The 11714-nt window shown below is 67.4% G+C and carries 12 protein-coding genes and 2 pseudogenes; 5 read left to right on the top strand and 9 right to left on the bottom strand.

All coding sequences use genetic code 11. The features are described from left to right. Window positions 1-44: 44 nt before the first annotated feature. Window positions 45-605 (top strand): annotated as a pseudogene (locus AC3WQM_RS14910) (tyrosine-type recombinase/integrase); the annotation flags it as partial. On the opposite strand, the pseudogene AC3WQM_RS14905 reads toward AC3WQM_RS14910, so the two are convergent. The 4 genes and pseudogenes from AC3WQM_RS14905 to AC3WQM_RS14890 form a co-directional block, all read right to left on the bottom strand. Further along, a pseudogene (locus AC3WQM_RS14905) lies at window positions 552-814 on the bottom strand (IS91 family transposase); the annotation flags it as partial. The pseudogenes AC3WQM_RS14910 and AC3WQM_RS14905 overlap by 54 nt on opposite strands. 42 nt (window positions 815-856) lie before the next feature. Further along, window positions 857-2200, bottom strand: coding sequence for a M20 metallopeptidase family protein (locus AC3WQM_RS14900; protein WP_492679712.1), 1344 nt, complete (start codon window positions 2198-2200; stop codon window positions 857-859). A 114-nt stretch (window positions 2201-2314) separates the two neighbouring features. Continuing rightward, window positions 2315-3355, bottom strand: coding sequence for a ketopantoate reductase family protein (locus tag AC3WQM_RS14895; RefSeq protein WP_492679710.1), 1041 nt, complete (start codon window positions 3353-3355; stop codon window positions 2315-2317). Further along, entirely contained in the window at window positions 3345-4571 is a 1227-nt protein-coding gene (locus tag AC3WQM_RS14890) for a porin (protein WP_492679708.1), read from the bottom strand. Before AC3WQM_RS14890 ends, AC3WQM_RS14895 begins: the two co-directional genes overlap by 11 nt. A gap of 201 nt (window positions 4572-4772) precedes the next feature. Between AC3WQM_RS14890 and AC3WQM_RS14885 the strand changes: the two genes are divergently transcribed. The 4 genes from AC3WQM_RS14885 to AC3WQM_RS14870 are packed head-to-tail and all read left to right on the top strand — an operon-like array spanning window position 4773 to window position 8018. Next, on the top strand, window positions 4773-5615 hold the full coding sequence (locus tag AC3WQM_RS14885; RefSeq protein WP_492679706.1) for a fumarate hydratase: 843 nt from the start codon (window positions 4773-4775) through the stop codon (window positions 5613-5615). A gap of 6 nt (window positions 5616-5621) precedes the next feature. After that, the gene (locus AC3WQM_RS14880; RefSeq protein WP_492679704.1) at window positions 5622-6239 is read left to right on the top strand and encodes a fumarate hydratase C-terminal domain-containing protein; all 618 of its coding nucleotides are present in this window, start codon (window positions 5622-5624) and stop codon (window positions 6237-6239) included. Window positions 6240-6261: 22 nt separating this feature from the next. Next, the gene (locus tag AC3WQM_RS14875; RefSeq protein WP_492679702.1) at window positions 6262-7251 is read left to right on the top strand and encodes a Bug family tripartite tricarboxylate transporter substrate binding protein; all 990 of its coding nucleotides are present in this window, start codon (window positions 6262-6264) and stop codon (window positions 7249-7251) included. Between the two features lie 20 nt (window positions 7252-7271). Further along, complete coding sequence (locus AC3WQM_RS14870) at window positions 7272-8018, top strand: HpcH/HpaI aldolase family protein (protein WP_492679700.1); 747 nt, start codon at window positions 7272-7274, stop codon at window positions 8016-8018. Here the strand turns inward: AC3WQM_RS14870 and AC3WQM_RS14865 are convergent. The 5 genes from AC3WQM_RS14865 to AC3WQM_RS14845 are packed head-to-tail and all read right to left on the bottom strand — an operon-like array spanning window position 8005 to window position 11705. After that, window positions 8005-8772, bottom strand: a complete 768-nt coding sequence (locus tag AC3WQM_RS14865) for a DNA-binding transcriptional regulator (protein ID WP_492679698.1) — start codon at window positions 8770-8772, stop codon at window positions 8005-8007. The two genes, AC3WQM_RS14870 and AC3WQM_RS14865, sit on opposite strands and share 14 nt — an antisense overlap. A 37-nt stretch (window positions 8773-8809) precedes the next feature. After that, a complete protein-coding gene (locus AC3WQM_RS14860; RefSeq protein WP_492679695.1) occupies window positions 8810-9637 on the bottom strand; it encodes a hypothetical protein in 828 nt (275 codons plus the stop codon). Window positions 9638-9674: 37 nt separating this feature from the next. Next, window positions 9675-10304 carry a flavin reductase family protein gene (locus tag AC3WQM_RS14855; protein ID WP_492679693.1) on the bottom strand — a complete coding sequence of 210 codons (630 nt, stop codon included), beginning with the start codon at window positions 10302-10304 and terminating at the stop codon, window positions 9675-9677. Window positions 10305-10331: 27 nt separating this feature from the next. After that, complete coding sequence (locus AC3WQM_RS14850) at window positions 10332-10772, bottom strand: nuclear transport factor 2 family protein (protein WP_492679691.1); 441 nt, start codon at window positions 10770-10772, stop codon at window positions 10332-10334. Between the two features lie 21 nt (window positions 10773-10793). Beyond that, on the bottom strand, window positions 10794-11705 hold the full coding sequence (locus AC3WQM_RS14845) for an amidohydrolase family protein (protein ID WP_492679689.1): 912 nt from the start codon (window positions 11703-11705) through the stop codon (window positions 10794-10796). Between the last annotated feature and the right edge of the window lie 9 nt (window positions 11706-11714).

Raw genomic sequence — 11714 nt, 5'->3', positions numbered from 1 at the left:
CGCTTCAATCGTCATCCCGAGATCGGCAATCACATCATTGATGCATGTCAGCGCACGCTGTTCCTCGATCTAGTTCAGATTCAGATCGGCTGCGTCGTAGTAGAACAGGTCGCGTAGATCAATCCACAGTGGCAATCTACCGAGTGCCCTGGAACAAGGGCAAGATCGTCGGCCAGAAGGCACCGTTCAAGCTCAAAGACATTTGGGCGCTGCGGGTGCGGCTGCAACTGGAGGGCCGAGTGCGCGAACTCGCTCTCTTCAACTTGGGCCTGGACAGCAAGCTGCGAGGCGGCGATCTTGTTGGCCTGAAGGTCAGGGACGTCTGCCACGGAGAGCAAGTTGCCCCACGGGCAACAGTGATGCAGCACAAGACGCAGCGTCCGGTGCAGTTCGAGCTCACGCCCGGAACCCGCGAGGCTGTGCAGGTGTGGATCCAGCGCGCCGGACTGCGATCGGACGACTTCCTGTTCCCGAGCCGAATGCACGACTCGCCGCACCTCGGCACCCGGCAGTACGCCCGGATTCTCGGCGGCTAGGTCAGAGAGCTTGGATTAGATCCTGCCGACTACGGAACGCACTCGATTCGACGGACGAAGGCGACGCTGCCCGCGAGCCAACGTCAGCAAGACGATCATCGCAGCGCCGCAGTGCATGCAGACGAAGGTCGGTTGAGGATGGCAAGGCTCGGCATCCAGGCTGGCGATCTGCGCGACCGCGTCAGCCTCTTGCCCCAGTAGTTCGCGGATGCGCGCCAGGTTGGCCGTGCGATTGCCGTTGGCCAGAAGCCCGTGTGTCGGATGCGGTGGAAGCCAGCCCAAGCTCGGGTTCGGCGCTAACAATTTGCATCCGGAGCAACTCAGTTGCTCCTATTGGTGCTGGCAGCAGGCCGAGCCATGTAGGCGAGTGTGCTACCCACCAGCGCACGCACACCCACACGCAGCGCGGACTCGTCGATCACGAAATCCGGCGAATGGTTGGGCGCGCCGTTCTTGTCGCCGAATGGCGAGGCATTGAGCAGCCAGTACACCACCGGGATGTTCTTGCCAAAATCGCCGAAGTCTTCAGAGGCCATGAAAGGGCGCGACTCCCGCGCCTTGCCGGGCCCCGCCGCGGCCTCCAGTGCCTGAGCCACCGTCCGCGTCGCGACGGGGTCACTTACCAGCACTTCGTAGCCTGTTTCAACGCTTACCTCCGCAGTCAGGCCGTGGCTCTCGGCGATCTTCTGCGCCCTCAGGCGGATGCTGTCGTGTGCGACCTGCCTGTTCTTCTTCGACAGGGAGCGCACGGTCCCTGCGATTTCCGCCGTGTCGGGCAAGATGTTGCGACGCACGCCGCTGCGCAGCATGCCCACGGTCACCACGGTGGGACCGTCGAGCGGATCGACCCGGTGGCTCACGATGTTCTGCAGCGCCAGCACGCTCTCCGCGGCCGCGGTGATGGGCTCATGGGCCGTCCAAGGTGAAGAGCCGTGCCCGCCCTCTCCCTTGAGCGTGATCTTGAAGGCGTCGCCGCTGGCGAAAAGCGCGCCCGGGCGGTAGCCGATGGTGCCCGATGGCCCGGTCGCCATGATGTGCTGCCCCATCACGACATCGACCTTCGGGTTGTCGAGCACGCCGGCGTTGACCATGGCAGGCGCGCCGCTGAGCATAGGGCCCGCGCCCTGCTCTTCGGCGGGCTGGAACAGGAAGACGACCGTACCGGGCAGTTCCGCGCGCATTGCCGAGAAGACCTGTGCCGCGCCCAGCAGCATCGCAACGTGCGTATCGTGGCCGCAGACGTGCGACACGGGCACCTCTGCGTTCAACCAGGGCGCCCGGGCAACCGACCTGAAGGGCAGCTCGTTGCGCTCCAGCACGGGCAGCGCGTCCATGTCGGCGCGCAGGGCCACCACCGGCCCCGGCTTGCCACCGCGCAGCACGGCCTTGATGCCGGTCTGTGCAATGCCCGACTGCACCTCGATGCCAGGCATCTTCGCGAGCGTCGCCACGATGTAGGCGGCGGTCTGCACTTCCTGGTAGGAGAGCTCGGGGTGCTGATGGATGTGGCGGCGCCATTCGATCACCTGCGCCTCGGAGGCGTCGGCCAGGGCAAGCGCGCGCGCGTCGAGCGCGTCACCGCTCCGCGCCGCCTGGGCGAAGGCCGTGATGCTCATGAAGCTGCCGAACAGCATCAACAGGACGAAACGGAAGCGGTGGTTCATGGCGGACCGATGTAAGAAAAGTGAGAGGACCGCTTCGGATCTCGGCGGCGGTGCAGCACGGACCGAGATCGAAGCAGAGGGATGAAGTCGTCGCTCAGGCAAGGGATCGCCCGATCAGGCCGCCTTGTTTCGCGAGACGTACAGGCCGGCCTGCTGCGCTCGCATGGCAGCCAGGGCAAAGACACTCTCCAGCTGCGGCACGGGCAGCTGCAAGGCCCGCGCGCATTCGAGCGCGGCACCGACGATCGCGTCGAGCTCCACACTGCGCCCGGCCTCCATATCCTGCAGCATCGAGGTCTTGATCGCGCCGAGCTTGCGCGTCTGTGCCATGCGCTGCGCCGTATCGGTCTGGATCGTCAGGCCCAGGCCCCGCCCGAGCGCGATGCACTCGCCCATCGTGCGTTCGAACAGCTGACACATGGGACCGTCGTCCAGCATCCGGTCGGTGGTCACGCCGGTCAACAGGCTCAGCGGGTTGGCGCAAGCGTTGCCCAGCAGTTTCAGCCAGAGTTCGCTGCGGATGTCGTCACTCGCGACCGCACCCAGTCCGGCGTCGGCCAGCACGCCGGCCCAGTGCTGTGCGCGTGCGCTGGGCCCTCCGAACGGCTCCCCGACGACCACGCGCCCGCCGGCGCTGTGCACCACCGAGCCCGGCTCCAGGCAATGGCAAGAGGCCATCACGCTGCCACCGAGCACCTGCTGCACGTCGATGATTTTTTCGATGGCGCCTTCGGGATCGACGCTGCGCAACCGCAGCCCGGACAGCGGTTGGCCGGGCACCAGGAAGTACCACCACGGCAGGCCATTGCCGATGGGAAGCACCGCGGCGCCTCCTTCGAAAAGGGACGACAGCGTGGGCACCACGGCCGGCAGCACCTGCGACTTGAGTGCCAGCACCACGAGTTCAGGCGGCTCCATCTCGAGCGGCGAACCGACAGCGCGAACGGCAATGCGTCGCTGCGGCTCCTGGCCACTCGTGTAACGCAGGCCGTGTTCTTGAATCGCGTCCAGCGTGGCACCGCGGTCGAGCACGGTGACCGAGTGCCCGGCCTGTGCGAGCCGCGCCGCGAAGTGGCCGCCGATGGCCCCCGCACCGATGACCGCGATACGCCGGGATTGCGCGCTGGAGGGGGAACGCGTCGACTCAGAAGGCATGACGCAGTCCCAGGTCATAGCCGGTCGAGCGCTTGGGCGAGAAAGCGCCCGTCACAAAGCTCGGGCCGCCCACGGACAGCGCGGCGCCGTTCTTGTTGTCGATGCGCGCCACGCTCGCATACAGCGCGGTGCGCTTCGACAGGTTGTGCACGTAGCTCAACGCCACCTGGCTCGCCTTCGGGTCCGGCGTGGTGCTGAACGGACGGTTGAAGTCGTACTTCACCTTGGAATACGACGCCCGGATCAGGCCCGGCCCCACCGGCACGTTGACGCCGAACAGCACGCCCGTGAGGTCGACGTCGGACGACGTGCTGGCAGCCAGGCCGCTGACGATCGCCCGGTTCTTGATGCGCGACACCTCGCCGAAGAGCTTCGCTGCGCCCAGATCGTACGAAGCGCCGAGGTTGACCGTGTCCTGGCGCAGCGTGGTGCCCGCGAGGTAGTCGCTCAGCAGCGTGTTGCGGCTGGCGGCCAGCGCCACGTTCAGCGGCCCCTGGCCGTAGCCGAAGCGACCGCCGATGAAGTGGCCCGCGCGCGTGTCGGTCGCGGCGGGCGTCAGGGCGCCGGGCGAGGTCTGGTTCTTTTCATTGAAGGCGTACTGCACCTGTCCGTAAAAGCCGCCCAGGTCTGGGGGCAGAAAGTAGGACACCATGTTGCCGCTGCGCGCATAGGCATTGGTCAATATGGGAGACACGGGCGGCACTTGTGACGGTTGCGGCACGCCCATCTTGCTCATGGCCGTGCCGGCGCGGTAGATCAGGCTCAGGCCCACGCCATTGACGCCAATCGGGTCGAACACGAAGTCGTTCGTGAAGGTCGCGTTGACGTCCCGGCCCAGCCGGATCTCGCCGAAGCTGCCGGAAAGGCTGACCGTCGAGCGGCGCGCGAAACTCTGGATGCCTTCCTGCCCCGAGTCGTTCGTGATCGATGACTCGAGCCAGAAGCTGGCGGCCAATCCGCCGCCCAGGTCCTCGGTCCCGCGAAAGCCCACGCGGCTGGACGCGAGGCCCGAGTTCGACAGCACGCGCTGGCTGACGGTGCGGCTGCCCTGGTTCAGGTAGAACGGATTGGCCAGCGTGGCCGACCGGGTGTCTGTCGACTTGTTCGAATAACCGCTGATGCCGGCATCGACCACGCCGAACAGCGTGATCGACGACTGGGCGCACGCCGCACCGGCAAGACCGGTGGCTGCAAGACCTATCGCAAAAATCCTCATCACTTGTCTCCTCCATGAAAGTTGGGGAGCGCATTGTTGGAGGAGTGATGGCATCACCGCAAACGAAACGTTCAGACTTTTCTACTGGTGAAAACTTCGAAGAATGCGCTTGAACACTTGCCTGCGACAGCGCATCGTACGGGCCATCGAGACAAGCGAAGCGACCCCCACATGACCATCGACGGTGCAACGATTCAACGTGTGACAGCGCAGCTCTACGAGCGCTCCCTGAAGAAAATTCCCGACGACACGCGTGCCACGCTGCAACGCGCGGAAACCACCGAGACCGGCATCACCGGCAAGCACACGCTGAAGATCATGCTGCAGAGCGCCGACGCCGCACAGCAGGGCAACGAGCTTGTATGCACCGACGTCGGCATTCCCACCTACAGCATCAAGATCGGCACGCGAGTGCAGTTCGACGGCCCGGTGCGCGAAGCCATCACGCGCGGCTTCGCGGACCTGGTGCAGCACATCGATCCGCCGATCCTCAAGATGGTGACGAATCCGTTGACCCATGCGCGCAGCTACGCGGGCAAGGACATGCCGCTGCTGAGCTTCGATGTGATCGACGACGCGGACTACGTGGAGATCGTCTGCGCCCCCAAGGCCATGGGAACCGGCCGCTGGGAAGCCATCGACGCCTTCGTGTACCCGACGCTGGAGCAGATCGAGAAGTTCGTGCTCGACACCGTGCTGCGCGCGGGCTCGCAACCCTGCCTGCCCATCGTGGTCGGCGTGGGCATCGGTGGCACCTTCGACTACGCGGCGCGGCTGGCCAAGGAGTCGGTGCTGCGCCCCTTCGGCCGCACCAACCCCGAGCCCATTCTTGCGGCCATGGAGCAGCGCCTGCTGGACGCCATCAACGCCATGGGCTTCGGCCCCATGGGCACCGGCGGCGATGCCAGCGCCATGGCCGTGCACATCGACTACGCCGCGAGCCATGGCTTCGTGCCGGTCGCCGTGTGCTTCAACTGCTGGATCAACCGCCGCACCGCCGCACGCATCTACAACGACGGCCGCGTCGAGGACCTGAACTGGTAGGCCGCGATGTTCCACACGCTCGAACTCCCCCTCTCGCGCGAGAAGGTGCGCGAACTCGCGGTCGGCGACATGGTGACGCTGAACGGCGACATCACCGTCAGCATCGGCCTGCCGACACACCAGCGCATGGTGCAGGCTTTGGCCGATGGCCAGGCGCTGCCGGTCGACCTGCACGGCGGCGCGTTCTTCCACCTGAGCACCTGCGTGCGCGAGACCGCCGACGGGCCGGTGCCGCTCTACATGAACCCGAGCACGAGCACGCGCTACAACACCTGGATGCCGTCGCTGGTGCGCGGGCTCGACCTGCGGCTGACAGGCGGCAAGGGCGGGCTCGACGCCGCCTGCGTGCAGGCGATGCGCGACACCGGCTGCGTCTACCTGTCCTTCCTCGGCGGCGGCGCGCCCCTGCTCTCGCGCGGACTGCGTCACGTGGTGTCGTCCCACTGGAACGAATACATCTCCCAATTCCGGTTGCTGACCTTGAACGTGGCCTCGCTCGGGCCCGCCACGGTGGCGATCGATGCGCACGGCAACAGCCTCTACGACCAGCTGCGCGACCAGGCGCAAGCGCGCATGCCGCGGTTGCTGCAGCGCCTGGAAACCGCGCGCAAGGCATCCCTTTAAAAAACCTCAGGAGACTTCAAGAATGAACAGGAGACATTGGCTCCGCGCGAGCCTATGCGCCGCCGGCGTGGCCGCGAGCCTGGCGCCGGTGGCTGCATGGGCCGCAAACGGCGCATGGCCCAACCGCCCCATCCGCATGGTCGTGCCCTTCCCGGCGGGCGGCAGCACCGACATGGTGGCGCGCTATCTGGCGCAGGGCCTCGGCGAACGCCTGGGCGCACCCGTCATCGTCGACAACCGCGCCGGCGCGGCCGGCAACATCGGCACCGACGCCGTGGCCAAGGCCGCGCCCGACGGCTACACCATCGGCCTCGTCACCTCGGGCCCGCTGGTGAACAACAAGTTCCTCTACAAGTCGATGCCCTTCGACGGCGACAAGGACCTGACACCGATCGCGCTGGTCTGCGAGATCCCGATGGTCTTCGTCAGCAACCCCGAGCACTTGAAGGTGCGCAACCTCAAAGAGTTCATCGAGGCGGCGCGGGCCAAGCCCTCCGCGTTCGCGGTCGCCACGCCCGGCAACGGCACCATCGGCCACCTGACCCTGGCCGACCTGTCGCAGACGTCCGGCGTGCGCCTGCAGGACGTGCCGTACCGTGGCGACACGCCCGCGCTCACGGACCTGCTGGGTGGCGTGGTGCAGGCAATCTCCGCGCCGGTGTCCACCTTCATTCCCAACATCCAGGCGGGCAAGCTGCGCGGGCTGGCCGTGACCTCGAGCGCGCGCTTCCCGGGTCTGCCCGACGTGCCGACCGCCAAGGAACAGGGCATCGACCAGACGGCCACCGTGTGGTTCGCGGTGGTCGGGCCGGCCGGCATGCCGGCGCCCATGGTGCAGCGGCTCAACGCCGAGATCAACCGGCTGCTCGACTCGCCGCAGGGAAAAAGCAAGCTGCAGCAGTACGGCGGCGTGGTCGCGAGCGGCGCGCCCGAGCTGCTGCGCAAGCGCATCGAGGCCGACGGCCAGAAGTGGCAGCGCGTGATCAAGACCGCGCAGATCAAGCTCGACTGAAGAAAGGCAGGCGCACGCCCATGAGCAACGACAACAGCAACACAACCGCCGCGCAGCTCGGCACCTTCGTGAAGACCAGCTCACCGCAGACGGTGGAGGTGCTCGGCACGACCGGGCTCGACTTCGTGGTGGTCGACGCCGAGCACGCGCCCTTCGACCGCGCCCTGCTCGACCTGATGGTGATGGGCGGGCGTGCCGCGCGGATTCCGGTGTTCATCCGCATCCCCGAGATCAATACGGCGGTGATCCTTTCCTGCCTCGACATCGGCGCCGCGGGCCTGCTGGTGCCGCACGTCGACACCGCAGAGCAGGCGCGCGAGGTGGTGGCTATGGCGCGCTACCGAGGCGGGCGGCGCGGCTACTCTGGCGGGCCGCGCTTCGCGGGCTACGCGAGCCTGGGCATGGCCGAGGCGCTGCGCCTCGGTGACCAGGCGCAGATCGTTTGTCAAATCGAGAGCGCACAGGCCGTCGAGGAGGCGCAGGCGATTGCCGACGTGCCAGGCGTGGCCGGTCTGTTCGTGGGCCGCGCCGACCTGACGCTATCGATGGGGCTGGACGATCCGCGCGCACCCGAGGTGTTGCAGGCCACGCGCGTGGCACTGCAGGCGGCCACGCGGGCCGGCAAGCTTGCGGGCATGCACGTGGGCGGCACGCCCGAGCGCGAGCAGTTCGCGGCCGAGGGCGCCAACTGGTTCGTGGTGTCGTCCGACCAGACCCTGCTGCGGCAGGCCGTGCAAGCCTTTGCCGGGGCGCCTAAAGCGCGCTGAGCCGCTCCCTGATGTGCTGGGCCATCTCTTGCATCGGCGGCAGGAATTTCTTCACCGCCTGCTCGTCGCTGATGGCGGAGGCAATCCACGTGAGCCCGGCGCTCGCCACCACCCTGCGCCCTTCCAAGATGGGCACGGCCAACGTGTTCGAGACCGGCTTGACGCCGGGCACGCGCAAGGCATAGCCCTGCTGGCGGATCTGCCGCAGCATCGCCTGCACGGTGCGCGGATGCCCCGCCATCGCATCTTCCGGATCGCCGGAGACCTTGAGGATGTCGAGCAGCGCGCGGCACTCCTGCGCCGTGCAGGCCGCGAGGTAGACACGCCCGAGTGCGCGCGTCATGAGGCTCAGACGCATGTTGATGCTGGAGTGCAGCAGCGACAGCGGCGAACTGGGAATCGTGCTGTAGCGGATCACGACCGCATCGTAGTCGGGCACCGCCAGCGCGATCGGCCACTTGAGCTTGCGCGTCAGCTCGTCCATCGGCCGCATCGAGGCCTCGACCAGGCGCGGCTCGCCGTGGTAGCCCGACGACAGTTGCCGCACGCCCGAGGTCAGGCTGTAGGCGCCGTACTGCGGCGCGCGCGTCACCAGCCCCTTGCCCTCCAGCGTTTCGAGCAGGCGAATCAGCGTGGGCTTGGGAATGCCCGTCTGGCGGTGCAGCGTGTCGAGCGTGCAGATGGGAGAACGGTTGAGCGCGGCCAGTACGTCGATGGCGCGCTCGACGGCGCGGATGGGAGTGAAGGATGCCATGGAGGGCGCAGTGTAGGCCGCGCCTGTCGTCTGCCCCTCAGCCGGCCTTGCGGCGTTCGTAGTCGCCGGCGTTGGCGACCCAGCCCTTTTCGATAAAGTCGTGACGCGGCGGCGAGAACACGTCGATCAGCAGATGGCGGCCCGGGCCGACGCCTTCGGTGGTGTGCACCAGCAGCACCGGCACCGTGATCATCGAAGGTGATGGCGCGTGCAGGTGCTCATCGTCGCGCCACTGGTCGGCGTTGCCGCCCCAGTTCACGCGCAGGTGGTGCACGAAGTCGCCCGCCATGGCCAGCGAGCCCTGCTCGAAGTCGGTGTGGTTGTGCGGGCTCAACTGCGTGCGGTCGCGCGGGCCCTGGTACTCGACCCAGTTGATGCTCAGTGTGTCGGTCTGGAACATCTTGAGGCGTGGCTTGTCGGTCGGAGGCTGGATCGCGTCGACCTCCATGACCTTGATGGCGGCCGGCGCCGACGCGGTGCGGCGTTGGTAGTCGTTGCCCACCGGGCGCACGCGCGCGTCGGGCACGGTGTAGTCGGCTTCGTTGCGCGCCACGCCGGGCGCGAGGTCGGGGCGGAAAGATGCGACCAATGCGGCACGGCCCTCGCCTGCAAGGCGCACCACGATATTGCCGGCCGGCAGCACGCAGACGCTGCGGCCCGGCACCTCGCGCACCTCGGCGCCGGCGTGCACGGTGGCGCCGCCGTCGAGCAACAGCAGCAGCATCTCGTGCGGGCTGGTGGCTTCGACCGGGGCCGCGCCCTCGATCCATTGGACCCAGAAGTTCTGTCCACGCGCCACCGAACCCGGTGGAAGTTCGTGGACCGAGGCGCGACGCACCTCGGTTGCGGATGTGGTGTTCGTCATCGTGTTCCTTTCGTTGTCCTGTTCAGCGTGCTTGTCGTCAGTCGCGCCGCGGGCTTGGCCGCGAGAGCTCCACCAGAGGGCCTACCGATGCGTACTGGTTGCCGCCCAGCCGTGTGAGCGGCAGCGTGCGCGCCACGTCGAAGCGGCCGTTCGGCTCGACGAATTCCGGGTCGAGGTGAATGCCGACCACGCGGCCGAACACCACGTTGCTGACCGTGTCGCCCGGCCCCTGCGGCTCGATCTCGACGATGCGCAGCAGCTTGCATTCCATGCTCGCCGGCGAACGCGCCACGCGCGGCGGCCGCACTTTCTGGCTCGGCGCCTTCTCCAGTCCGGCAAGCTCGAATTCGTCGGTGCCGTAGGGCGCGTCGAGCGAGCTGATGTTCATGGAATCGCGCAGGTCCCAGGTCACGAGGTTGGTGACGAACTCGCCGGTCGCGCGCACGTTGGTAATGGTGTCCTTCTCGTGCCGGTCGGCCGGGGCGTTGCAGGAGAAGATCACCACCGGCGGTGCGGTAGAAACCAGGTTGAAGTGCGAGAAAGGCGCAAGGTTGACCCGGCCTTCGGGGCTCATCGTGCTGATCCATCCGATGGGCCGTGGCGCCACGATGGCATTGAAAAGCGTGCGCTTGAAATCGGGTGTGTTTTCGGGGTCGATGAACAGCATGGGGGCTTCTTCTTTCGTTCGAGCGCTTCAGCCCGTGGTGGGCGTGTCGTCCCGGAACAGCGGGCGCAGCGTGCGCAGCGCGCAGAGCCAGCCGCCATCGGGCTGACGCACGAGCGTCTCGCGCACGTCGGCGATCATGATTGCGGGCCGGGACGGCAGCACGCCTTCGCCGTCGGCGGCGTAGAGGCTCATCACGTAGTTGCAGTCCGCGCGCTCGGGCGACACCGGCACTGCGCGAAAGTTCTGCATCACGTGCAGCGAGGTGCGCGCGCCCCGCGCCTGCCGCGCGTTGTAGAAGTCGGCAATGGCAGCACGACCGGTGCGCGACTTCTGGCTGGTGGTGAACACCGCGTCCTCGGTGTAGTAGGCGTGGGCGTCCTGCCCCCAGTTGAAGTCGACCTCGTACCAGTAGTCGACGGCCAGCGCCTCGAGCGCCTGGCGAAGCGCGAGTTTTTCGATGTGGTTCATGCGAGTGGCTCCGGTGCCGGTTCAGTCCTGCCAGTAGAGGCGCGTGGGGTTGTCCACCAGCAGCTTGTGCAGCACGGCGGGGTCGTCGGAAAAAAGCGGCAGCAGGTCGACCAGCTTGCCGTCGTCGGGCATTTCGCGCACGCTGGGGTGGGGCCAGTCGGTGCCCCACAGCACGCGGTCGGGCGCGGCCTCGACCAGCCGGCGCGCAAAGGGCACGGCATCCTCGAAAGGCAGTCCGGGTCCGGAGGACAGCAGGTGCGAGGTGCGCTCCGCGCCGCTCACCTTGACCCAGCAGCGCTCGTCCTTCATGAGGTCGAGCAACGCGTCGAAGGGCTCCTGTTGCGGGCCGCTTTCGGCGAGCACGCGGCCCATGTGGTCGATCACGTAGGGCAGCGGCAGCTCGTCGAGAAACCGGCGGTACACCGGCAGGTCCTGCGGATCGAAGTGCAGCACCAGGTGCCAGCCCAGCGCCTTCACGCGATATGCCAGGCTGCGGATGGCGTCGAGGTCGGGCGCGCCGCCCAGGCGCCGGACGAAGTTGAAGCGCAGCGAGCGCACGCCGCCTTCGTGCAGGGCCCGCAGCCCCGCGTCGTCGATCGACGCGGGAACCATCGCGACGCCGCGGTAGGTGTCGGGCGACTGCGCGATGGCATCGAGCATCGCGCTGTTGTCGTGGCCGTGGATGCTGGCCTGCACCAGCACCACGCGCTCGATGCCGAGCAGCGCATGCAGCGCGCGCAGCTGTGCTGCCGGTGCGTCCGTCGGTTCGTAGGTGCGCTTGGGCGAGTACGGAAAGCGCGCGCCCGGCCCGAACACGTGGCAGTGCGCATCGCAGGCGCCGGGCGGCAGCCGGTAGGTGGGCCGGCTGGGGTTCGGGTGCGGCGGCGGGTTGGTTTTGAGGGGGACGGGCGTGCCGGGGGTGGGGTCTGTCATGGCGTTGTG

The organism is Variovorax sp. FW301-JW7 (assembly GCF_058788795.1).
Note: the sequence above shows the minus strand (reverse complement) of the source record. Positions and strands in the feature narration are given on the sequence as shown.

What these genes read in the sequence shown, in the direction of transcription:
- AC3WQM_RS14900 (WP_492679712.1), bottom strand. Translation starts at nt 2,200, where the DNA reads ATGAACCACCGCTTCCGTTTCGTCCTGTTGATGCTGTTCGGCAGCTTC.
- AC3WQM_RS14895 (WP_492679710.1), bottom strand. Translation starts at nt 3,355, where the DNA reads ATGCCTTCTGAGTCGACGCGTTCCCCCTCCAGCGCGCAATCCCGGCGT.
- AC3WQM_RS14890 (WP_492679708.1), bottom strand. Translation starts at nt 4,571, where the DNA reads ATGAGGATTTTTGCGATAGGTCTTGCAGCCACCGGTCTTGCCGGTGCG.
- AC3WQM_RS14880 (WP_492679704.1), top strand. Translation starts at nt 5,622, where the DNA reads ATGTTCCACACGCTCGAACTCCCCCTCTCGCGCGAGAAGGTGCGCGAA.
- AC3WQM_RS14875 (WP_492679702.1), top strand. Translation starts at nt 6,262, where the DNA reads ATGAACAGGAGACATTGGCTCCGCGCGAGCCTATGCGCCGCCGGCGTG.
- AC3WQM_RS14870 (WP_492679700.1), top strand. Translation starts at nt 7,272, where the DNA reads ATGAGCAACGACAACAGCAACACAACCGCCGCGCAGCTCGGCACCTTC.
- AC3WQM_RS14865 (WP_492679698.1), bottom strand. Translation starts at nt 8,772, where the DNA reads ATGGCATCCTTCACTCCCATCCGCGCCGTCGAGCGCGCCATCGACGTA.
- AC3WQM_RS14860 (WP_492679695.1), bottom strand. Translation starts at nt 9,637, where the DNA reads ATGACGAACACCACATCCGCAACCGAGGTGCGTCGCGCCTCGGTCCAC.
- AC3WQM_RS14855 (WP_492679693.1), bottom strand. Translation starts at nt 10,304, where the DNA reads ATGCTGTTCATCGACCCCGAAAACACACCCGATTTCAAGCGCACGCTT.
- AC3WQM_RS14850 (WP_492679691.1), bottom strand. Translation starts at nt 10,772, where the DNA reads ATGAACCACATCGAAAAACTCGCGCTTCGCCAGGCGCTCGAGGCGCTG.
- AC3WQM_RS14845 (WP_492679689.1), bottom strand. Translation starts at nt 11,705, where the DNA reads ATGACAGACCCCACCCCCGGCACGCCCGTCCCCCTCAAAACCAACCCG.